This is a genomic window from Treponema lecithinolyticum ATCC 700332 (genome assembly GCA_000468055.1).
Classification (GTDB): Bacteria; Spirochaetota; Spirochaetia; order Treponematales; family Treponemataceae; genus Treponema_C; species Treponema_C lecithinolyticum.
Window position 1 is genome coordinate 1 of the sequence record KI260566.1, and the last position, 23373, is coordinate 23373.

Annotated in this window: 22 protein-coding genes; 8 read left to right on the forward strand and 14 right to left on the reverse strand. The window is 44.6% G+C overall.

The window, feature by feature from the left end:
- Positions 1-172: 172 nt before the first annotated feature.
- The 12 genes from HMPREF9193_RS06575 to HMPREF9193_RS06630 form a co-directional block, all read right to left on the reverse strand.
- On the reverse strand, positions 173-736 hold the full coding sequence (locus tag HMPREF9193_RS06575) for an MptD family putative ECF transporter S component (RefSeq protein WP_021687309.1): 564 nt from the start codon (positions 734-736) through the stop codon (positions 173-175).
- A 57-nt stretch (positions 737-793) separates the two neighbouring features.
- On the reverse strand, positions 794-2569 hold the full coding sequence (locus HMPREF9193_RS06580) for an ABC transporter ATP-binding protein (RefSeq protein WP_021687310.1): 1776 nt from the start codon (positions 2567-2569) through the stop codon (positions 794-796).
- Between the two features lie 9 nt (positions 2570-2578).
- A complete protein-coding gene (locus tag HMPREF9193_RS06585) occupies positions 2579-3325 on the reverse strand; it encodes an alpha/beta fold hydrolase (protein ID WP_021687311.1) in 747 nt (248 codons plus the stop codon).
- Positions 3326-3340: 15 nt separating this feature from the next.
- A complete protein-coding gene (locus HMPREF9193_RS06590; RefSeq protein WP_021687312.1) occupies positions 3341-4048 on the reverse strand; it encodes an energy-coupling factor transporter transmembrane component T in 708 nt (235 codons plus the stop codon).
- Entirely contained in the window at positions 4049-4657 is a 609-nt protein-coding gene (locus HMPREF9193_RS06595) for an MptD family putative ECF transporter S component (protein WP_021687313.1), read from the reverse strand.
- A 139-nt stretch (positions 4658-4796) separates the two neighbouring features.
- Entirely contained in the window at positions 4797-6179 is a 1383-nt protein-coding gene (locus tag HMPREF9193_RS06600) for an MATE family efflux transporter (RefSeq protein ID WP_021687314.1), read from the reverse strand.
- 2 nt (positions 6180-6181) lie between these two features.
- Positions 6182-6517: a KilA-N domain-containing protein gene (locus HMPREF9193_RS06605; protein WP_021687315.1), complete on the reverse strand. Its 336-nt coding sequence runs from the start codon at positions 6515-6517 to the stop codon at positions 6182-6184.
- A 41-nt stretch (positions 6518-6558) separates the two neighbouring features.
- Positions 6559-7170, reverse strand: coding sequence for a class I SAM-dependent methyltransferase (locus tag HMPREF9193_RS06610; RefSeq protein WP_021687316.1), 612 nt, complete (start codon positions 7168-7170; stop codon positions 6559-6561).
- 16 nt (positions 7171-7186) lie between these two features.
- Entirely contained in the window at positions 7187-9112 is a 1926-nt protein-coding gene (locus HMPREF9193_RS06615) for an ABC transporter ATP-binding protein (protein WP_021687317.1), read from the reverse strand.
- Between the two features lie 280 nt (positions 9113-9392).
- Positions 9393-9914 carry a cysteine hydrolase family protein gene (locus tag HMPREF9193_RS06620; RefSeq protein ID WP_021687319.1) on the reverse strand — a complete coding sequence of 174 codons (522 nt, stop codon included), beginning with the start codon at positions 9912-9914 and terminating at the stop codon, positions 9393-9395.
- A 131-nt stretch (positions 9915-10045) separates the two neighbouring features.
- A complete protein-coding gene (locus tag HMPREF9193_RS06625) occupies positions 10046-12019 on the reverse strand; it encodes a fibronectin type III domain-containing protein (protein ID WP_156882472.1) in 1974 nt (657 codons plus the stop codon).
- A 156-nt stretch (positions 12020-12175) separates the two neighbouring features.
- Positions 12176-13480 carry a vWA domain-containing protein gene (locus HMPREF9193_RS06630; RefSeq protein ID WP_156882473.1) on the reverse strand — a complete coding sequence of 435 codons (1305 nt, stop codon included), beginning with the start codon at positions 13478-13480 and terminating at the stop codon, positions 12176-12178.
- Between the two features lie 114 nt (positions 13481-13594).
- Here HMPREF9193_RS06630 and HMPREF9193_RS06635 point away from each other — a divergent pair, with 114 nt between their 5' ends.
- Together HMPREF9193_RS06635 and HMPREF9193_RS06640 are read left to right on the forward strand one after the other, a co-directional pair.
- Entirely contained in the window at positions 13595-14686 is a 1092-nt protein-coding gene (locus HMPREF9193_RS06635) for a hypothetical protein (RefSeq protein WP_021687322.1), read from the forward strand.
- Positions 14673-15263, forward strand: coding sequence for a helix-turn-helix domain-containing protein (locus HMPREF9193_RS06640; RefSeq protein ID WP_021687323.1), 591 nt, complete (start codon positions 14673-14675; stop codon positions 15261-15263). The genes HMPREF9193_RS06635 and HMPREF9193_RS06640 overlap by 14 nt, the downstream gene beginning before the upstream one ends.
- 103 nt (positions 15264-15366) lie before the next feature.
- On the opposite strand, the gene epsC is transcribed toward HMPREF9193_RS06640, so the two are convergent.
- Entirely contained in the window at positions 15367-16167 is an 801-nt protein-coding gene (gene epsC, locus HMPREF9193_RS06645) for a serine O-acetyltransferase EpsC (protein WP_021687324.1), read from the reverse strand.
- Complete coding sequence (cysK, locus tag HMPREF9193_RS06650) at positions 16160-17104, reverse strand: cysteine synthase A (RefSeq protein ID WP_021687325.1); 945 nt, start codon at positions 17102-17104, stop codon at positions 16160-16162. The genes epsC and cysK overlap by 8 nt, the downstream gene beginning before the upstream one ends.
- A 127-nt stretch (positions 17105-17231) precedes the next feature.
- Here cysK and HMPREF9193_RS06655 point away from each other — a divergent pair, with 127 nt between their 5' ends.
- The 6 genes from HMPREF9193_RS06655 (at position 17232) to HMPREF9193_RS06680 (ending at position 23309) form a co-directional block, all read left to right on the forward strand.
- On the forward strand, positions 17232-17441 hold the full coding sequence (locus tag HMPREF9193_RS06655; protein WP_021687326.1) for a hypothetical protein: 210 nt from the start codon (positions 17232-17234) through the stop codon (positions 17439-17441).
- Positions 17438-17818 (forward strand): type II toxin-antitoxin system death-on-curing family toxin, encoded by a 381-nt coding sequence (locus HMPREF9193_RS06660; protein WP_021687327.1) that lies wholly within the window; start codon positions 17438-17440, stop codon positions 17816-17818. The genes HMPREF9193_RS06655 and HMPREF9193_RS06660 overlap by 4 nt, the downstream gene beginning before the upstream one ends.
- Before the next feature lie 49 nt (positions 17819-17867).
- The gene (gene hflK / locus HMPREF9193_RS06665) at positions 17868-18845 is read left to right on the forward strand and encodes an FtsH protease activity modulator HflK (RefSeq protein WP_021687328.1); all 978 of its coding nucleotides are present in this window, start codon (positions 17868-17870) and stop codon (positions 18843-18845) included.
- Entirely contained in the window at positions 18842-19834 is a 993-nt protein-coding gene (gene hflC, locus HMPREF9193_RS06670) for a protease modulator HflC (protein ID WP_021687329.1), read from the forward strand. The genes hflK and hflC overlap by 4 nt, the downstream gene beginning before the upstream one ends.
- A 6-nt stretch (positions 19835-19840) precedes the next feature.
- Positions 19841-21613 carry a hypothetical protein gene (locus HMPREF9193_RS06675; protein ID WP_021687330.1) on the forward strand — a complete coding sequence of 591 codons (1773 nt, stop codon included), beginning with the start codon at positions 19841-19843 and terminating at the stop codon, positions 21611-21613.
- A gap of 67 nt (positions 21614-21680) precedes the next feature.
- Positions 21681-23309, forward strand: coding sequence for a leucine-rich repeat domain-containing protein (locus HMPREF9193_RS06680; RefSeq protein ID WP_040847834.1), 1629 nt, complete (start codon positions 21681-21683; stop codon positions 23307-23309).
- Positions 23310-23373 lie beyond the last annotated feature (64 nt).

Consider the following 23373-nt stretch of genomic DNA (forward strand, 5'->3'; position numbering starts at 1 on the left):
ATACTCCTTTTAGAGATTATTTTGTTTCGGATTGACTTGTCTCAATCCGTAAGACATTCCGATATACCGCTTTGAGGTATTTCCCTCCGCTCGAAGGAAGTAAGTTCCCTCACTCGAAGGAAGCGGTATCTTTACGCTTTCGCCGTACACGGATGTACAGTTTTCAAACCCATTACACCAGCCCTGCTTTTGCAAAATGCTTTTTTAACACCTTTGCGCCCAAAAGACCGCCAAGTATGCCGCCTGCAAACGCTGTAACATAGAGAATGGGCATAATCCAGATGGGTATACTGAAAAGTTTTTCAGCATATTCTGCACCTTGTGTTTCCAAGGTCAAAGCATAGTATTGTTCTTTTAGAATAAAAAGCTGCCAAAAGGGGCCGACTAGCCACAAGGACATAGCTGCATAACTTACAATATTTCCTTTAGCAGTATTGTATCCTATTATTTTTCGTATATATTCAGCAATAAGTCCGATAATAAGTGCATGGATGACGGTTACGGGAGTTTCTATAAGAGTCATTGCAATTCCCGGAAGTACAGTAAAGATAAAAAGAGCAAATGGCTTTTGTGTTTTCGCTAAAAAAAATTGTACGACAATTCCTAAAACCAAAGCCGTTAAAAACGGAAACATCATATAAGTAATCATCATAAAGCCGAGCGGCATACCGACGATGAACATACCGACAAAATAAATAACGGCAAAAATACCGATATTAACCAAATCCTTTAACACCAAGGCGGTTCTTCCCGCCTGACTGTAATTGTGTTTGTTCCATAAAATATACTCCTTTTAGAGATTATTTTGTTTCGGATTGAATTGTCCCAATCCGCAAGGACGCTCCGATTGCCTCGCTCGGAGGAAGAGGCATCCATCCCCCCTATACCCCCTCCCTTCATCCACTCGCAGTTGTTCAAACACCTTTTCCGCCTGCGCTGCGGTAAAGGCGGATTGCGAAGCGATCGTTCCTTTTTCCATTAAAAGCAATTCGTCGGCAACCAGCGTTAGAAATTCAAAGTCGTGGCTGATGATGAGGATTAACCGGTCGGAAGCGCGGTACGCGTTAATGAGCGCAGCGGTCTCTTTCATGTGGAAATAATCCATGCCCGAAGTCGGTTCGTCCATAATAATAATGCGGGCGCCTGAGCTGACGGCGGCTCCGATCGACACGCGCTGTTTTTGTCCGCCGGACAAGCTGAGCGGGTGCTTGTCTTTGAGTTCCGTTAAATGCATTGCTTTTAAAACCGCTTCGGCGGTAGGAGTGCCGCCCGCCGTGTCCGCACGCTGCGCTTTTTGTTCGGCGCTTATTTTTTTGTTTTTGCCGAGGGCGATTTCATCTTCGACGCTTTCGGTAAAAAGTTGATAGCCGACATCCTGCAAAACCATGTACGAAAGTTCAAGCCGTTTTTTTGCATTAGTTTTTTTTCCGTTCAAAAAAACCGAATCTTTTTTTGTTTTCAATAAACCGGTAAGACATTGCGCAAAGGTGCTTTTCCCCTGTCCGTTTTTTCCGGTAAGCGCGATCACCTTGCCGAAGTCCATCGTTACGTTTTGCACGCTGAGAAAGTCGCTGCGGCCTTTCGGAAAGCGGTATGTCAGCCGTTCTATTGTCAGCTGTGCAGTTTGCGTGTCCGCTGCGGTCTTATGTGCAAAGTCCGTACCGCTTTCGCTTTTTGCCGGCTCCGGGGTGTGATTGAAACCGAAAGTTTGCATTGACGCGGAGCCGGAAGCGTCCGGTTTTTCAAAAACGCGGGAGTCCATTGTTATGGGGCGGAGCAAAAGCTCTTTTCTGCTTTGTTCGGAAAGAGCGGTGAACTCTTTTTGACTGAATTCCCGTTCGATTTTTCCGTCCTTTATCAAAAGAACGCGATCAACAAGCTCCCGCAAAAAGTGCAGGCGATGTTCGCTGATGATGAGCGTTTTTCCCGCTTTCTTTAAAAGATGCAGGGCTTCGGTAATTTTTTCGATATAGCCGATGTCGAGGTTGGACGTCGGCTCGTCAAATACGATAATATCCGTGTCGGACGCGAGGGCGGAGGCAATGGCGACCATTTGCTTTTCGCCGCCTGAAAGGTTAAAAATATTCCGGTCAAGCAAGTGCTCAATGTGCAAAAACTGCGATACAAACCGCAGCCGTTCGTGCATTTTCTCAAACGGGGTTCCCGTGTTTTCAAGAAAAAACAAAATCTCCGATGTAGTGTCGAGGTTAAAAAACTGCGATTTGGGATTTTGAAACACCGTCGAAACTTTTTTTGAAATATCGTAGATGGGTTTTCCCGCAGCCGGTTCGCCCCAAATCTCCACGGTGCCGGTAAGAACGCCTTCATAGTAGTTCGGAATTAAACCGTTTATCGTCCGCACTATGCTGGTTTTTCCGCAGCCGGATATGCCGGTGAGTAAAAGGCACTCACCCTTGCGCACTTGAAAAGACACATCGTTTATTGCCGCAGCATCGCTTTGCGCCGTATAGGTAAAAACGATATTTTTTATTTCCGCCGCAGGCGAAGCGTCGCTTGTAAGCGGGTTATCTGCCGGCATATCATTATCCGGCCTTATGTCGGTTGTCATAAAAATTCCTTATACACTTTCCTTTATGCGCTTTTCAAGCATTGCACGATATGCCTTTTTTTCGGCCGCCATATACTGACAATGCCCATACCCTTTATGCAACGCGATATGTACAAAAGGATAGCGGCGCAAAATAGTTTTTGTCTGCCGCGCGTCTATTTCTTTACTGCCGAACTCAAAATACATACGCTGCTGCATATCTTTTGAATACGGATAAAAATCGAAACGGCTGCATGCCGATATGATATTCCGCAGGCTTTTTTCACTCATATTTTCAAACGTATGCCCCATTACCTCGCCCGCTTCCCCGAACAATGCGGTCATTTTCTTTTGGGCAATCCCCTTGCATTTTCGCGCCTTTTTCCATTTACTTAAAAAGACGACGTTATATATGAAGCGCAAAAAGCGGGCATTTTTGTATACCGGCGCACCGTCTAAAACAATGCATTTCCACTGTATGCCGTCATCCTTTAACAGCTCCAGCGCAACCCGTGCCCCTAAGGAAATGCCGAAAAGCAATGCAATATCCGTATATCCTTTTTCTTTTAGGCTGCAAAGAATTTTTGCCGCTTCGTCTTTTGCGGACATAAACTCGCTCGAAGCCGATTGCCCGTGAGCCGATAAGTCCGGCGCAATAATGCAGTACCGCTCGCTCAACGGTGCTAAAAACTTTGCTGAAAAGGCACCTGTCAGCAGCATCGGATGCAAAACCAGTATTTTTTCCAAACCGGTGTTTCCGTATTCGTGCATAAACATATCGGCTATTCTCCTCTACCATGCATACAGCCGCGCGCCGATGACTGCGCAAAAGCCGGCGGCAATGTACAGCGATACAAAGATGTCGGCAAGACCGAAGCGGGCTGTCTTATAGCGGACTTTTTTACCCGAAGCGTCTACACCCTTGGTGTGTCCTGCCGCCGCAAGTTCATCGCCGATACGCGAGGCCGACGATAACAGCGGCACCATAACGTATTCGAGTGTCATAAGCGGGTGCCTCATAACGTTCATCGCATTCAAACCGATACCGCGCATTTTCATCGCATTTTTTATACAGCGGTATTCTTCACCGAGCGTCGGAAAAAAACGGAACATCACCGAAAGCGTGATAACCAAACTTTGCGGCAGTTTTAGTTTTTCCAGTGCGTTCATTAAAAGACCGACCGGTGTGGAATCGATTAGGTATTTGCCCGCGACAATCGGCATCATAAAACGCCGTACGATAAACGACACCGGCAATACGACGCCGGCAAAAGCCCCCGTGTTCTGCGGAACATACGAAAGCGCGGCAAGTACGCCGAAAAAGAGAAGCAGCTTTACCGCCGTTTTTGCCTGTCCGTTTAAAAGAAACAAACAGGCAAACAGCGCTATATTGACCGCTTCAACATACATCGGAACGAGAAGCGCAATCGAAAGCCCCATGCACAGCACCAAAAAAATCTTGGTGCGCGGATCAAGAACGAGCCTTGCCTGTTGTTCCAATTACACCAGCCCCGCTTTTATAAAATGCTTTTTTAACACCTTGGCACCCAAAAGTCCGCCTAAAAGGCCGCCTATAAAAGAACTTATGTACAGTACCGCCATAATCCATATCGGAAGGCTGACAAGCTGCGTTGCATTTTCGGCTCCCATCATCTTTTCGGCCATGACATAGTATTGTTCTTTTAAGATATAAATCTGCCAAAACGGCCCGCAAAACCACAGAGACATAACAGCATAACCTGCAATGCTGCCCTTTACGGTTTTATAGCCGAGTGCTTTTCGTACGAGCTCTGCAAGCGCACCGATAATAAACGAATGGATTGCCGCTACCGGCGTATTCCCCATCAATGCCATAAGGCAGCCCGGAATGGCTGCAAAAATAAACAGCGCAAAGGGCTTCGGCGTTTTTGCCAAAAAGAACAAGGCAACGATACCTAAAACCAGGCTTGCCGCAAAGGGAAATGCCAAGTAGGTTACCACCAAAAAGCCGAGCGGCATGCCGACGATGAACATCACTGCAAAATAAATAACGGAGAAAATACCGATATTAACCAAATCCTTTAACACAAGGCGGTTCTTCCCGCCTGACTGTAATTGTGTTTGTTCCATAAAAACCTCCAAAAAATTGTTTCGCAGGCTTTATCAAAAGCCGAGGAACAATTTTTACGCACGTTCGCAACGTTAGTGAGAAAGTACATACAATAATGCGACGTTTGCCGATATGTAACCGGTAATCCGGAACGGGTAGTTATCCGTTTGTATTTGCTGTCCATTTGGTAACGCCGGTACGCAGCAAACGGAATTCCCGCTTTACCATAACGAGCATTCCCGCAATACAAAGGATTTCGATACAAAAGATGGCATAGTAAATACCTGCAAGACCGAAAAAGCGCGGAACAATCAGCATTGCCGGAATATACAAAAGCACTTGCCGCAAAATTGCAATAACAGAGGCAACCGAGCCTTTGTTGATGGACGGAAAAAAGGTCATACCCATAAAGACCGCAGGCATAAGGGGCAGCACCAGTACAAAGACCCTAAAGAACCGGATATGTTCCGGCGTAACGGTAATCTCTTTGAGCATAAGATGAATTGCACCTTCAGGGATACCCATCAAAAAAAGCCAAAACGGAACAATCAGAGCCGTTGCGATAAGCCAAAACCGCTTAAAGCTTTGTATCACCCGATCATTGCGCCCTGCGCCGAAATTGATACCGGTAACCGGCTGCAAGGCGCGCATAAGACCGTAAATGGGCGTGAGCAAAAAGTTAAAGTAACGGAACGCTACCCCGTAAAGAGCCACCGCCTCTTCTCCGCCGGTTGCTTCAAGGGCGTTGAATACAAAGGCACCCGATATAATGAACATCACATTCATAATAAGGCTCGGCATTCCCATCGAAACAATTTGCTTGACGATTTTTCCGTCGCGGTTAATCGAAAAGGCTTTACAGTGAAACGAGGTTTTTCCGCTTGCAAAATAGATAATACCCGCAAGGGAGTACACCGCCATACCGATGTTTGTGCCGATTGCCGCCCCCGTAACTCCCATACCCAAAAGCACGATGAGCACATAGTTTGCCGCCGCATTGACTACAAGACCGATTGCCATAATCACGGCAGCGGTTTTCATCTTACCTTCGGCACGCACAATCATATTTGCACCCAAGCCGTAAATCCAAAAAAATGAGCCGTAAAAGGTTGTTTTCAAATAGGCGGTTCCTTGAATAAGGGCATCGCCCCTTCCGCCCATAATGTACAATAGCTTATCGGTAAACAGTACGCCGAGCACCGTTACGGCTATGCTGATGACGACGGTCAAATAATGCACGTTGCCGATGAGCTTTTTTTGCGTTTCCTCGTCCTTTGCACCGAGTACGATACTTAAAAGAGAACCCGCCCCCACGCCGATGAGAGAGCCTAAGCCCAGCGCAATCATCGTTAACGGGTATGCAAGCGAAATGCCCGCAACCGCCGCCTTAGCGTTTTCTACAAACCGCCCGATAAAAATCGCATCGACCATATTGTTCATGCCGATTAAAACCATCGCAATGACTGCAGGCCACGACAAATCAAAGAGAACCTTCCACAAGTTCCCGTTCAAAATAAACTCTTTTTGCTGCTCTTTATTCATTTTTAACCTCCTGTATAGGTGCCGCCATATCTGCCCGCCGCAGCTTTCAAACCTATTGCATTAGTTTTTTCGACCCACTCTTTTATACTCAATCTATAACTGTTCAAACCTGCTTGACTTTTAATTACGTCGAATTCGCCATAATTAAAAGCTGGATTATAGACGCTTTCCCAGATACCGAGATATTCGACGGTGTTTCTATTACGCAACCAGTCGGATATAAAAAAGTCGCCGTCTTTTGCTTTCAGCATATCGGTCAGAGAGATATATTCGTGCCCCTTATCGCCGATAATCGTAATTTCATTTCCCTGTACGTTTATCTTTCTGTTCTTTGCCATTTTGATTCCCTTTCGCTCATCAATTACCCATTATCAATTATTTACCCTTCCCGTGCCGTTACACACAGATACTTTTTTGCAAAAAGCGAGTCGGTTTGTATACCGGTAAACCCTGCCGAAGTCAGCAGTGCACTCAGCTGTTCTCCTGTGTAGATTTTCATACCGCTGATTCTTTTCGTCCATTTTTCATCGCCTTTATGAAGCCCGTCCACCTCGTTGCAGATAAAAAAGTGCGCTCCTTTTTTGAGCACGCGGAACACTTCTTTAAACGCTGTTTCTATTTCCGGCCAAAAATAAACCGTTTCGAATGCCGTCGCAATATCGAATGAATCGTTTTCAAACGGCATGGAAGAAACGCTTGCTTGCAGTATACGGCAGGTTCCCCGTTCGATATACGCCTTATTGCATTTCGTCGATTGCGCAACACAGACATCGGAATAATCAATGCCGGTTACCTTTTCGCAGCCGCGCTCAAGCAATCGTTTGACATTTGCGCCTCCGCCGCATCCGATATCAAGACCGTTGCCTAAAATTTTTCCATCCAAATGCGAAAAGCCCCATTCCGCCATGCGCGTATGTCCTGAATTCATTCCCGCGACAATCAGCTTACCGATAAAGCCCGCAGGTTTTCTAAAATTATCTCCTAAACTCATTTTCTTCTCCCTTGATTCACACTTTCCACTCGATGCCTTTTTGGAAATTGTCCCACATACTTGCGTACAAGCCCTTCCGCACGAGCAGTTCGTTGTGCGTTCCTTCTTCGGCTATTTTGCCTTCGTTGATGACGCAGATTTTATCGGCGTTCACGACAGAGGAAAGGCGATGGGCAATCATAATGACGGTTTTGTCTTTGAGCAGCACGTCGAATGTCTTTTTGATTTTGTATTCGTTTTCGGCGTCGGCAAAGGCGGTCGCTTCATCGAGCACGATAATCGGTGCGTCTTGCAACAGGGCGCGGGCAATGGCAAGCCGCTGCGCTTCTCCGCCTGATACGTATGTGCCCTTGGTGCCGTACACGGTGTCGATACCGGCCGGCAGTTTTTCGATAATGTCCATGCACTCGGCTTTGCGGAGCGCTTCCATCACTTCTTCGCGGCTTGCATCTTTTTTGCCGTAGCGAATGTTTTCAAAAATGCTTTCTTTAAAGAGCTTATTTTCTTGGAATACAAAGCCGACGGTGTGCAAAAGGTCGCTTGTTTTAATGTCGCGGATATCTACACCGCCGATACTGATGCTTCCTGAATCAACTTCCCAAAAGCGGCCGAGCAAATTGACAAGGGTGGTTTTTCCTCCGCCTGAGGGACCGACCAGTGCGGTAAGCGAATGTTCGGGGATGTGCAAGCTGATGCCGTTCACTGCGGTGCGTCCCTTGTTCCCTGTGTCCGTTTCCGCAGATCCCGCCGTTTCAGTTTTATACGAGAATACCACGTCCTTAAACGTTATATTGTACTTTTCGGGCAGCACGGACTTTTCCGGTTCTTTGGTCAGCGGCGCTTGCAAAATATCTTCAATACGGTTGAGCGCATCGTTTGAGCGCTGATTGAATGAATTTGCGTACATAATTTTTACCAGCATGGTGTAGGTAACCGGCGCAAAGGCGAGGTAAAACACAAAGCTGTAAAAAAAGCGAGGATCGAGCGTCGCACTGCCCGCTATCAACAACGCAGCAGGCAGCAAGAATAGAAAACCCGCTTTAATGAGCGCAAGAAAAATCGAATAACCGTTTTCCCACGACTTTGAATATTTGTGTACAAACTCTTTATAGTTCATAATCGAGGTGTAGAAGTTTTTAAAGTAATAAACGGATTGATTAAAGGTTTTTATAACCGAAATACCGCGTACATATTCGGTACCGGCATTATTCATTTGCTCAAGCGCATCTTCATACTTTTGCATAAAGCCCGAGTTCGAGCTGATCCGCATCAAAACCGTTTGCAGCACGAATGCAAGCACGAGCGGTAACAGAGAAATAAGACCGAGCCGCCAATCGAATATCAACATGAGCGCGAGTATCGCAAAAGGAGAGACCATGTTCTGTGCGGTATCCGGCAGGTTATGGGCTATCAGCGTTTCAAGCTGGTTGACATTTTTTTCAAACACCTTGCGCACCTTGCCGCTCACATGCGTGATATGCCAGCCGATGGGAAGTTCGGCAAGTGTTTCGGTCATCCGAATCGAAAGGTTTTCCTGAATCGTAAACGCGGTCGCGTGCGAAAGCATGAGCGCCGCGTAATACAGGACAAAGCCTGCTGCAGCCGAACCGACTGCCCACAGTCCGTAACGCGCAAGGGCAGCAGCATTCACCGCTTCTTTTGCAGCAACTGCGGAAATAACATCGCGCATAACAAAAAACACCATGATGTACGGCACAAAGCTGACGAGGGCGCTCAAGCCGGAAAGCATAAGCGATAGAGGCAGCAGTCCTCTGCTTTTTCCTGCGTAGCTTAAAAGCCGCTTGATAGTCTGCTGCTTGGCAGGATTGCGCTCCTCACGCGGCGCTGCCTGCTGTTTTGCAGGGTTTCGTTCTGTTTGCTGTTTTGCGGGGTTGCGCCTGTTCTTTTGCTTTTGCCGCGTCGCGTTTTGTGTATCACTCATACGGATTTTCTCCTTTTATAAATTAGTTATAACAAACATAACACTGTTATAGTATAAAATCTTAACATTGCTGTCAATAAGATACAAGGGATTTGTTTTCAAAGCATACAATATGCAACAAATTATCGATGATCGATTGCACTGAATATGTTTCACGGATTAAAAGTAAAGCGAGTTTTCCAATCCGGCAGGATCGTCTTTTTCCAAACAGCGCGGATAAAACCGGCAATAAAGGTTCACCCCGCAGCGGCAAAAAGCGCTGTCCTTTTTTTTGTTAATTTCAGTTTTGGACAATAATCTGACATGTTTTCATAACATTCAAAGCGTTCGTATGATTTTCCGGCGTCGTACCTGCACAGCAAGAAGCATCCACATAAATGCCGGTTTCCGGTAAAAAGGCTTTAAAAAGCAAAGCATTTGAAATAACGCAAATATCTGTGCATACACCGATTATTGTTACAGAGCGTATCGGCTCTTTTTTATTCATTTTTTTTAAGTTTTCCGCAAGAGCTGCTGAACCGAATGTATTTTTTTCGTATACGTTGCCGTTCACAAGCTCTTTAATCGGTTCGGCAAGTTCCCAGCCTTCCGTATTTTTTATACAATGAATTACCGGTAAAAATTTTCCTTCCTGGGAATTTAAATATGAATGTTGATGAGTATCCTGCGTATAAAAAACGTCACCTTTAAAATTTTTAATTTTTTTTACGATTTTTTGTACAATCAATTGCGCTTCTTTCGTTCCCAAACTTCCGGTTATAAAATCATTTTGCATATCGATTACAACTAAAATATCTTTCATTAGAGTTCCCTTAAAATATTTTTATTTGTAATAGGAGAATTTGCCCAACCATTCCAATTCGTAACGTTTGAAAAAAAAGCACGGTGTTATATCAAAAACGCATAGCATTATATACTGCGTGTTTAGTAAAGTTAAAAGTCTGCAATAGCACACGTTAGAAGATCGATGAACTTTGCAGTCTTAGACACGCTGCCTGTCTGGGAAAAAACACTCCACGCTTCCTTACCGCTGTTGTAGTTTTGCACTTGTGACGATGACCAATACGACTCCGATTTGAAGGATGTATCCGCATAGATGCTGCCGTCCGGCAAATCGTGTATTGCTTTAAGGCTTGCATCGATTTTTTCTTTGTTTTTGTATATCTCGCACAGCTCCGCAATGCTCGGCATATACCACATAAGATTTGAACTGCCAAGCTGAGCAGCATACGTTGTGTTATATGTATTTACCCAGTTAAACGCAGGATAGTTTGCTGCAACGGCTGTTCCGGCAGGATCTATCGACTTGACGTAGTCCCAGTTATCGCTGCCGTCCGTGTCTCCTCTAAATGTTGCCGTTCCGGCAGCTCCATCTCCGGTTTTATCGGGTGTACAAATAATTTTCTCAAATAATGTAGTGTAGCCGCTGGTAAAATTCTTTGCCCAAGTGAGCTTTTGCCCGCTTACATGCAGTGCGAGTATTTTCGGCACTCCGTAGATATCGAACACAATGCCGACCGGCGGATTGCTCGGATTTATCGCGGTGTAAGCCTCTTTAGCTGTAAGGGTTTTATCCGCAAGCACAATCATTCCTGCCGCATATGCACTGGAGTCTATAACGCTTAACATTCCCGTTTTGCTTGCAGTACCGCAGTGTACCGTAATCACAGTATTTCCGGCAACAGAGGGACATTCTATTTCCGTCGTTGCCTCCGTATTGCTCCAAACCTTAAAATCCGTAAAACGGGCGCCGCTTACGCTAAAAGCCGTATTGAGTCCGCTAAAATTTTTCCCCCTAACCGTTACCGGCAGCATTTTCCCGCTGTAGCTTGTTCCCGCTTTAGGTATTGTTACACTCGTAATTTCAGGCGCTTCATACCGCTTCAGTTTCGCAGTTTTGCTTTGCGCTATTCCTTTAAAGAATACTTTTACCGTGTATGTACCGCTTGCAAAAGGCGGCGTAATTTTTTTTTCAAATTTTTCTATATTCTTTCCTACGTTTGCTTCAACTGTTACAGTACTCGAGGGTACTTCATTTCCGTGTGAATCAAACAGTTTAATTTCCGTTTCGCCGCGAAGATCAAGGTTGCTTCCCTTAACCGTTACGGTTACCGGTTCTGTAAAGTTGAATGGAATGCTGCTTGGATAAACGTATATAGAGTCGACCTTTGCAGGAGGGGTAACGGTAAACGACGTCCATTTACCGGCAAGCGTGGTTCCATCGATAAAAATATTGACTTTATAGTATATTCCATGCTTTGTAAGGGGAGGAGTGGAAGGTATCGGCGCTTGCAGCGTTGCTGTTGCCGTATTATTCGTTACATCGATGGCAGCCTCTTGCTCTTGCTGCGTTTGACTGCTCTCCGTAACCCGTACTACAAGCTTTGTCAGCTTGCGGAAATGTTGCCCTTTTATCGTTACCGTAATATTTCTGTCGGCTACTGCCGTATCAAGGCGGGTACGGTCGAGCTTTACTTCCGTTATTTCAGGCGTTACGAGTGCTGTTACGGTTACTTCTGCCGGGCTGCTTTCATTTCCGGCATTGTCTTTTGCTTTTACGGTAATTGTGTACGTACTTCCGTCTTCGGGAATACCCGTAACCGTAAAGCCGGCTTTATCTTTTCCCAGTGTTTCCTGCTTTACTACGGTGTTATCTTTTTTACAGATAAGCTGCAGTTCCTTAAAGTCCTCATCAGTCGGATTTTGCCATATTACGGTGATTGTTTGATTGTCGGAAGAATAGCTTGCCGTTAAATTTGTTACCGGTGCAGGAGGTGTTACATCCTGAGGCGGCACAGCCTTGTTTTGCGTTTGAACTTGATCGACGGGGTGTTCACAGCTGAAAAAAAATGCTGCGCTCAATACCGTCATGAGCATGCCAAATACTAAAATATGTCTTTGCTTCACTTCCTATACTCCGTCATTTTATTATACTTAGTATACTCAAGTATTTCAATATAGGCGGTTTTCCGCCGTTCCGCCTGCATTTTGCGCATGTTTATCCGGTTCCGTTTTAACACATCCGTGCCGCAGTTTAGCCGGAGTTAAAACCGTGAGTTTATTTTACCGTCCGGCAGGCGTAATAATGCAATCTATGGTTATATTTTTTTTGCGGGCTTTTTTTTCAACGAGCGATTTTGAAATCCCCTTTGCTCCTCGCGGACTTGGATGCGGCTCGGCATCTCCGATTAAAATAATTTTACGCACCGCATCATTTTTCCAATTATAAAATTCCAAAGACGCATACAAAGCTTCGTATACCGCTTCGGGCGTATCGCCGCCGATAAGAGAGCCCTGCGGTATATGCATTGTATTAAGTCGCTCAAAAAATACGGTACTGTCCGCTGTAAAATCGTTAAATTGAACGGGAAGTCCGCGGTATTTAAAGTTGTCGGTGTAATCGCGGTAAAAAAGCAAACCGAGCCGCACGGGCATTCTTGTGCTCAATTCTTCTGCCAATGCGGGAACCAATTCTTTTTGTAAGTACTCTATATCGTCCCACATACTGCCGGTTGCATCTATAGCAAAAACAACATCGGCGCTTTTATCTTTCGGCAATTTGCAAAAAGACTGCATAACGTCCTGCACAAGGGTTTGCGGTCCCTGAGAATAAATCATCATACCGCTGGAAATATCGGTAAACGCTTGGGCTGCAGCAGGACTGTAAGAATCGGTTAAAAGCACTTCTTTTTTTTCGTCCGTTTTTACCGGTTGTGCGCTCTCTTTTACCGGCTCTGCAGCGCCGTCAACACTTGCAGCGGCAGGTTTTTCGGCAATCGGAATAAAATCAAACATAAACGGATTATCTTCATAAAAGCCGCTATAATCCGCATACGGTTTTTGAAACGCCCTGATATTAACAAAGGTTCCTGTTGTAACCGAAACCGTTCCGTTTCGCGTCCACGGATATCCGTACAACAATTTTTCCGGTATATACAAATGGAACGCCATTCCCAGTTGTTCGTCCGATTGTGCGGTCGAATCGACAATGCTGTAATATTTATTTTCCGCTTTCAAAAACTTTCCGTTTAAAATACGTTTTTCATCACCGTTAATTCTGTTGTATACCGCGGTACGGTATGCATAACTTGCAGCTTTTCCTTTCGGGTCTTTTGTGGTTTCTGTCAATAAAACCGAAGCCATCCCCTTTTTTTGCCGAATATATAAATGCCAACCGCCGCCTTCCGCCAATTCAAGACGGATATCGGCGGCAGTAACGGTTAAAAAATCAACTGCACTTCCCGTTTGTGCACTTAAAATTGCTGCAGGCACAGTTAAAAAAGCGCACAGCAAAGAAAAAAAACAAAGCGCTTTTATCCTGTTTTGCCCGGTGTGCACAAAATGTCGGTTTGTAATACGAGTAGTCATACTATAAGTATCGGTAAAAATCGGTAAAAAAAACTCTTTTTTCGGCACCTGTTTGCACACTTTGTACATTTACATAAGACTTTTTTTAAAAAGTGTGGTATACTATATATAATTGTGACTGCAAATGAAAAAATCTCCGCATCATCAGGTTTTACGAAAGTATCCGTTGAGGAGTTTGACGATAACAATAAAAATTCGCGCGAACAGGAAACCAACCTTGTCGTTCTTACGGCAAAAGAACAGGAATTGGTAAATTCGGTTTTTGTACGTCTTAAAGCGGTTTCTCCTGAAACGCTGGTTGTGCTGGAAGACCGCTTAGCCGATTTGGAAAAACTGACCGCAAATATCGCTCACTTTCCTTCTCTTAAACAAACGCAAGAACACGGAAGCAGCGTGCGCGATATGCACACCTTGGTAGAATCTTTACTTATCCGCAGAAACGGTGACCGCATGCTTCATTTACCGTCAAAAGCTATTTTGGGACGAGGGTTTTCGGTTGCCAAATTTCACACCTTTTCGGCTATGGAAAAAATTGCCGCTTCGTCCGAATTCCCCGAAAAACTGGTAAGCAAACTGCGCCGCGCTTGTTTAAATGTTTTGTTTACGATTATGGCGGAAGACGTATACCTAAACCTTTTGGACAACGATACAATCGCCATAGACATTCGCCAAAAAATAGCTTCGGAATTGATTATGCTGTGGGAACACCGCAGCGACGAAACAGTAATTGAAATGGCGCCGGTGTTAAGCACGGTATGGAATGCACGGCGAAACCTTGCCCCGGCATTCGGCACAATGGTCGGCACAAGCGAATTACTGCTTTTATCTATGGCTATGGACGATCAATGGTGTCATTTTATTTCCTCCCGCATGGGAAATGAAGATGCGGCGTTGGCTATGGAAGAATTTTTATTCGGTATTTCGTATGAAGAAATTCAAAAAGTAAAAAAGAATATCAGCGATAAAAAAGTCAGCGCAATAAACAGCGACGAAGCCGCTCATATTTTAGGACGCCCTGCCGATGCTTTTAAGCCGGAAACGGAAGAATTCGATCCGCGTAATTTTTATTTAGGTTATTCGGTACGACGAGACAACGCCCGGGCACGCCAGCGCTTAAACCTTGCAGGTCCGCATTATACACTTGAAGACCATTATATGCGTTTTATTTTGGAAACAAATAAGGAGAAACAGTTTGAAGGAATGTGAACACCCCAAAAAAAACGTTTACCGTTTCGGCGAAAAACTGCGTGCGGTTCGGGAGCGCAAAGGGTATACTTTAAAAGTTGTGGCAAGCAAAGCGGGGGTTAGCGAAAGCTTGGTGTCGCAAATAGAACGGAATAAAGTTTCTCCTGCAATCGATACGCTGCTTACATTAGCGGATGTGCTGGAAATAAACCTTGAATTTTTATTTGATGAGTTTAGACGAAAGCGCCCGGTAAAAATCGTTCGCTCGGGAGAGCGGCGCAAAATAGAAGAAGAAAACGTAAAATACGAAGAGCTTGCAAAACATACGGAAAACGGCGGCAGTCATTCCATAGAATCTTACATTATTACCATGCCCCAAGGCGAGCGCACACACCGCGGCTCATACGGGCATTTGGGGCAGGAATTGGGTTTTATTATGGAAGGAAAAGCCTGTTTAAAGTACGAATCGGAAATCTTTACACTCGAAGAAGGCGACAGTATATCTTTTTCAGCAGCTTCGCCGCATACGCTTTCAAACATAGGAAACGGCGTTTTGCGTGCTTTGTGGGTAGTAAGTCCGTCGCAGCGTTTTGTGTAGTTTTGTGTAAGCAGCGCTTTTGTTGTACGCCGTCGCATACCGAATCGGCGCCCGGTGTACCCACTCCATGCAAAATAAGCCGTGATCGTGCCAAAACAAAACTTTACTCTTTAAATTCTTCGCAAAATTCTTCACGCACGTGCGGATTTTTTGCCAAAGGTTTAACGCATTTATTTATATACACTTTTGAGTTTGCGGGAACCGATTCGGTTACAAAAGCGTTTCCGCCGATAACCGAATTTGTACCGATTTTGGTATCGCCGCCTAAAATAGTTGCGCCGGCATAAATGGTTACGTTGTCTTCCACGCAGGGATGACGGCGGATATTTTTAAGGCGCTGACCGCCGCCGGTAGACAACGCACCGAGTGTTACCCCTTGGTACATTTTTACGGCACGCCCGATAACCGCCGTTTCTCCGATAACGATTCCCGTTCCGTGGTCTATACAAAAATATTCGCCTATTTCGGCTCCGGGGTTTATATCGATACCGGTTTTGCCGTGTGCATATTCGCTCATAAAACGCGGAATAAAAGGCACCTTTTTTTTATACAATTCATGAGCAATCCGGTATATGTATATGGCAAAAAAACCCGGATAAGTTAAAATCACTTCATCAATACTGTATGCAGCAGGGTCTCCGTCAAACGCGGCTTTTGCGTCTAAAAGTAAAGTATCGCGCAGTTTGTCAAGCGAAGAAAAAAAATCGGCACATATCGTTTGCGCTTCGGCATCTCGTCCGCTTTCGGCAAGCGCAATTTGCAGCTGCTTTGTTAAATCGCGTTTTACCCGGCTTATCGGCACACGCTCTTGACCGAAGTGTAAAGGAAAAAGCAGCGCTTTTAAAGCTTTTACCGTGCGCACTGCCGCCTTTCTGTCGGGGAAAACGCTTTGTGTGCTATTCATCAAACAGCTCCTTAAAAAGTTCGCAAGAAAGGTAGCGCTCGCCTCCGTCGGGAAGCAGTACGACAATAAATTTGTCCTTGTTTTCCGCTTTTTGTGCAAGCTCAAAAGCTGCATACAGAGCCGCTCCCGATGAAATACCCGCAAAAATTCCTTCGGTACGCGCAAGCTCTTTTACCGCACTTACCGCTTGCTCATCGGTTACTGCAATTACTTCATCGTATACTGCCGTATCGAGCGTATCCGGCACAAAGCCCGCTCCTATTCCCTGTATACCGTGCTTTCCCGCTTTGCCTTGCGACAGTACGGGAGAAGAGGCAGGCTCTACAGCACACACGCGCAGTGAACTTTTCTTTGACTTTAGATACCGTCCCGTTCCGCTGAGCGTTCCGCCCGTCCCTACTCCGGCTACAAAGATATCTATTTTTCCGCCGCTGTCTTCCCACAACTCGGGACCGGTTGTTTCAAAATGAGCAAGCGCATTTGCCGGGTTGGTAAATTGCGAGGGCATAAACGAATGCGGCGTTTGTAAAGCAAGCTCTTTTGCTTTTTGAATTGCGCCGTTCATACCCAAAGCAGCGTCCGTCAGCACAATGCGCGCCCCGTAGGCTTTTAAAAGTTTTTGCCGCTCGACACTCATATTTTCAGGCATCGTTAAGATCAATGAATAGCCCTTATAGGCTGCAAAAGCGGCAAGCCCTATTCCCGTGTTGCCGCTGGTAGGTTCTATTAAAACGCTTCCTTCGCGGATTGCACCGCTTTTTTCGGCTTCGTTTAGCATAAAAAGAGCGGCTCTGTCTTTTACGCTGCCGCTGGGATTGGCATATTCCAGCTTTGCGTACACATGCGCCGAAAAACGGCGGCATAAACCTATCCGTTTGAGAGCTGCAAGCGGCGTATGTCCGGTTAAATCTATAATATTGTTGTATATATGCGGCATAATATAAGTATAACAAAAAAAAATACGCTGTGCAAGAAAACGCAAAAAACTTATAAAACAGCCGATAGCCGTTTTATACAAACAATGATATAATGCAGTATGTAAGTTTTATATTCGGAGGCTTTAGATGTTTTCAACAAGCGGGTACATAGAAGAAAACACCGTCAAAACAAGTGATTATACACTTAAACAATATAACGGCAGAAAAGTAATTATTACCGTGCTTGATGAGAATATTGATTTAAGCAGTCAAAACGTTTCAGACGAAAAACTCTTTAAACTTTCAAATACGCTTATAAGTAAAAACAAAAAAGCGTATAAGGAACTTGCAAAATGATTGTCTTTACAAAGGAGCAAGTAAAGGCAATACACAAAACGCTTATTAATAAAACCGGTGGAATCGACGGCGTCAGGGATGAAAAACTTTTAGATTCGGCACTGCAATCTCCCTTTCAAACTTTTGATAACAAGGACTTATATTCGGACATAACCGATAAAGCAGCTCAACTTTGTTATTCGATAATTGAAAACCACCCTTTTGTTGACGGAAATAAAAGAATAGGAATTCATTTAATGCTTATTTTTCTTGAATTGAATAATAAAATCATTACATATACTCAAACTGAATTGATTGACTTAGGCTTAGGGATTGCCGCAGGAAAAATCCTTAAACCTCAAATAAAAGATTGGATTGAAAAACACAAACAAAACTGATAGCCGTTTTATACAAACAATGATATAATACGCGCAAACAGGAGCGGCTATGGATACCAAGGGAACACCGTTTAAGAATCGCAAATTAAAACTGAATTCTGCAAGCATTTTAACGATTTTATGTATCGTTTTAGTGCTTATTGTTGCGGCAACCGGATTTTATGTCGTAGACGGAACCGAACGGGCAGTTGTTACGCGCTTCGGTAAATACTATAAAACCTTTGAACCGGGATTACAATTTAAAATTCCGTTCGGCATAGATAAAAACTACAATGTGCCGGTTGAAGTCGTACAAACCGAACAGTTCGGCTTTACCACTTTAAAATCCGGACAATCAAGCAAATATAAAAACGGCATAACTGCCGAATCCACAATGCTTACCGGAGACTTAAACATTGTAGACGTTGAATGGATTATTCAATACCGCATTGTAGACCCTGCCGCATGGTTGTTTAACGTGCAAGAGCGCGTGCAAACGATTCGTGATATTTCACAGTCCGTGGTGAACACGCTGGTAGGAGACCGCGCCATTTTAGATGTTATGAGTGCCGAACGCTCTCCTATCGAAGAAACGGCAAAAGACGTTATGAACGAAAACTTTGAACAGCTGGGCTTGGGTATAAAAATTATAACCGTGCGCTTGCAAAATATTGTACCGCCGGTAGGCGTTCAAGATGCATTTGAAGATGTAAACCGTGCAAACCAAGATGCCGAACGCTACATAAATGAAGGAAAAGAAGCTTATAATAAAGAAATCCCGCTTGCACAAGGAAAAGCCGACCAAAAACTGAAAGTTGCCGAAGGTTATGCGATTGAACGCATTAACCAAGCAAAAGGCGATGTTGCACGCTTTAATGCCGTATACGAAGAATACCGCAAAGCACCCGGTGTAACCAAACAGCGCTTATATTTGGAAACGATGGAACAAGTGTTCGGGTCAAGCGATAACGCCGTCCTTATCGACGATAAAATCACCAATATGCTGCCTATAAAAAACTTAACCGAAAAAAAAGGAGCGGAACAATGAAACAAAAAAATCTATACTCGATTTTTATTGCGGCTGCAGTCGTTATAGCCGTCTTTTTAATGCTCGGTCCGCTGTACATCGTAAACGAAGGGACGCAAGTTGTGATTACCCGTTTCGGAAAAATAATCGACACTAAAACAAATGCCGGCTTATACGTAAAAATGCCGTTTATAGACGCGGTAACCGTATACCCCAAATTGATTTTATCTTTAGATGGAGATGCGCAGCGCATTCCTACAAAAGAAAATCAATTTATTATCGTAGATACTACCAGCCGCTGGCGCATAGTGGACCCCAAGCGGTTTTATCAATCGTTTAAAACATTAAACGCCGCATACACCAAATTAAGCGATGTAATTGATTCGGCAACCCGCACGATTATTACCCAAAATCCCCTCAGTGAAGTGGTGCGCACGTCAAATCAAATAAATGACAAAATAAACGCCGGAAGAATAGCCGCAAACGGAGAAACGGACAATTCCATTGCAAAAATCGACGCACTGGTAAATGCGAATAAATTGGTAGAACAAGTAACCAAAGGGCGCCGGCAGTTAAGCATAGAAATGGCAAAAGAAGCGCGCAAATTGGTAGGCGAATACGGCATTGAATTGATAGACATTGTACCGCGGCAAATAAAATATTCGGATGAAATGACCGAAAGCGTATACAACCGCATGGTAACCGACCGCAAACAAGTTGCCCAAGCATACCGCTCGTGGGGCGAAGGCGAAAAAGCTGATTGGCTGGGACGTTTGGAAAAAGACAAAAAAAGCATAGAATCCGAAGCATACCGCAGAGCAGAAGAAATTATGGGACAAGCCGATGCCCAAGCCGCCCAAATTTATGCACGCTCTTATGCAAAAGATCCGGAATTCTATGCATTTTGGAAAAGTATGGAATCGTATAAAAACACGCTGCCCGGATTTGACGCCGCGTTTAGCACAAATATGAACTATTTTAAATACTTGTATGCACCTTCAGGACGCTGATATCGTATGAAAATGCCGGAAGTTTTATACATACAAAAAGACTGCATGGAATTGGACAGCGGCTTAACCGAACGGGAATTTGCCCACGCGCGTTTAGCCCAATATATGAGCGAAGCGGGTGTGCTGTGCATTCCGGAAACCGAAAACGGCACGCGTTGTTGGCGCACGCAAGAATTCCGCTTTACAGGAACACGTTTGGACGGCAAAAGTAAAACGGTGCATATATGCGCTCCGGCTTTTAACGGAACGTCTTTTATAAGCTTACTCGAAACTGCGCTGAACTTTAACGAGCATACAATGCCGGAAGCAAAATACAGTAAAACCGATACAAACGCCGAAGAGCCGGATATAGAGGATATAAAGGCGCAAAAAAAACTGTGCCGTGCGTTGTGTGCCGTGTGTGATGCGCTGCAGTATTGTTTAACCGGAGCAAGCAATTGTGCCGGACATACAGCAGAAGCGGCTATCAATACCGATATAGTCAACTGCGGACCTGCAGGCATTGTATACGGCGCGGACGGTTCCGTATTATTTTTACCGCCGTCTCTGTGTGAACGCAGCATGCTTTCAAAAAACGAACGCGAGCGTGCATTTTTATACGGTTGTTGGATAAACAAAGCACTCGGCAAAACAGACGGATGGAATTTCAGCTTAGCCTCATACGCATATACGCTTTTAGCCGGAACAATTCCCTTTGCAAACACAAACGATGAAACGCGAAACGAAGATTGCCGCGACCTTGCTTTTGTACCGCTTCGGTTTTTTGTCCCCGTACCGGAAGACGGCACAAACGGTACTCAAAACGAAATTACGCTGAATGCCGTCCGCCGTACTATCCGTGCCGTCGACGACAACCTTGCCGCAAGCGTTCACACACTCAAAGGCAAAAAAGGCGGCGCTTACGCAAAAACAGCCGATACACTTCACAGTTCTTTTTTAAGCGCAGATGAATTACAGTGCACGTTTGACGCAGTGCATGCATATAAAAATGACTTTCCCCAAGCCTTTTATGAGCACAAAGAAAAACTGCAAACGGAACGCGCCGTTTTTTATACAAAACAGCAAAAAAGTGTAAAACACAGCCGATTTTTGCGCAAAAAAAGCGGTATACTTACAGTTGCAGCGCTAGTAATTCTGATTGCCGCGTTTAGCGCAGCCGGTATCGTTAAAGCACACAAAGAGCGACCGACCACCAAAGGTATGAACCCGGCAGAAGTGGTGCACACCTTTTATACGGCGCTGCATACTTTAGACACGCTTACGCTGGACAGTTGCGGTAAACGCGGCGCAACTAAAGCGTATTCGAATATGGCCGCAGCTCTTTTCGTTACAGGAAAAATGCGCCAAGCATACGAAAACATACCGTCTTTTTTAACACCGGAACAGTGGCTGAATGTTTCCAATCCGTTCCGTTTTTGGGTGTTCGGTTTAACGCAGCTTTTTATAGAAGAACTGGACGTTTCGCCAACCGAAGCACACATAAAAGCGCAGTTTTTTATTGTAACGAACAGTGCACCCGAACAGTATCAAGTCACAGCATATACGGACACTCTTACGCTTACCTTTTTTAAAAACCGCTGGCTGATAACAGCGATTAACGGCGAAAGTACCGATATAGCTGTAGACAGCGCTTTTTTAAAAAAAGATGTTTTACAAGCTTTTGAAACATACGGCATTCCCGCCGGGATTGAAACATTGCGCAACAAATACATGTGGCTTCCTTCAAAAGAAGCGCTTAAAAACGCTGCCGAAAAAATACAAAAAAACGAAGCTTATTGACAAAACCTGAGTTTAAAGTTAGTATCTACTAATTTTATTAGTTATAGTTAACTATAACGGAGGTTTTATGAACAAAAAGATTTTGCACGTATGTATGTATGTATGTATGTGTACGGTACTGTTTGTCGGAGCACTTACTTTTAGTGCGTGTAACAATATTGCGCAATCCCCTGAAACACCGGCGGTACCATCAACGCCGACACCGCCGTCAACACCCGATCCGAAAGCACTCATATACGGTAAATATGAAGGAAAATTTAACGGACAGCCGGTAGCGTTGGTATTGAGCGCAACGCTTGCCGATTTTCAAAATTCGGTAATGCCGAAAAAGTATACCAATATCACCTTTGAAAAAAAAGCGGACGAAAAATGGCTCATTACCTGTTACAAAGATGATGTAACGCCCGCTCCGGGCAAAGCGGATGTCGATGTACTCATCGATACAAACGAAGACCCCTTTACCGCTCTCATTACTATTTACGGTATGGGCGGAACACAAATCAATTGTGAAAAAAAAGGCGGAGACCCCGGTTTAAAAATTAAAGGCAGCACGCTTAAAGGCTATAAAGGCGCTCAGCCCTCGGGCGTTTTAACCGTACCCGAAGGTATTACCGTAATCGGTCCGGAAGCTTTTTCTGGTTGTGCCGGCATATCGGAAGTACGCTTTTCTTCAACCCTTGAAAGAATAGACGCGGAAGCTTTTAACGCTTGTACAGGTATACGGGAACTGCACTTTCCCCAAAGCCTTAAAAGGCTTGAAGACAGAGCCTTTAACGGCTGCACGGGTTTAAAAACGCTGGATTTTTCCAAAAGCACAAAGCTTGACTTGATTGAAGACAACGCGTTCCGCGGCTGCGCAAATATAGAAGGACAATTGAACTTACCCGCAAGTGTTACAAGAATCGGAGACAGCGCTTTTGACGGTTGCGAAAATATAACGGGAAAAGTGAGTTTTCCTGCAAATCTTACGAAAATCGGAAAAAGCGCATTTTTAAAATGCAAAAATATAACAGAAATCGATTTTACTGCCTGCACAAAGCTCACCAAAATAGACCAAAAGGCATTTAATCAATGTACCGCTTTAACGCATGCAAAACTGCCTGCAAGCCTTACCAGTGTCGGAAATATTTTTACCGGCTGTACAAAACTTGCGCATCTTTCCATAGATCCGGCAAACTCCGCGTTATGTGCCGAAAACGATATCGTCTACAATAAAGAAAAAACAAAGCTGCTTTTCGGCGCACCAGCCGTTACGAAAGCCGTTGCAATGCCCGAAAACCTTACTCACATCGAAATGAACGCTTTTATCAACAACCAAGCGTTAACCGAAGTAAAATTCTCAAAAAAGCTTATCGAAATCGGAGAATCCGCTTTTGATACGTGTAAAAAGCTGCAAACGGTAGACTTTTCCGAAAGTACAAATCTGGAAAAAATTGTAGACTACGCTTTTAATCAATGTGAAAACATAACGGGAACATTGGTTTTTCCGGCAAGCCTTACGGAAATCGGTGCATTTGCCTTTGACAATTGTAAAAGCATAACGGAAATCGATCTTCGCAATTGTACCGTTCTTTCCACAATCGGCGCCCGAGCGTTCCAAAACTGTACCGCTCGGTTCAAAGTAAAATCAGGAAGCGGTTTAAAAGAAAAACTTAAAACATCCGGCGTACAGGAAGGTAAAATAGACGAAGAATAAACGGCTGTATCCAGCCGGAGTCTTCTAAAAACTGAAGTTTGTCGGAAGTTTTCCATTACTAAAG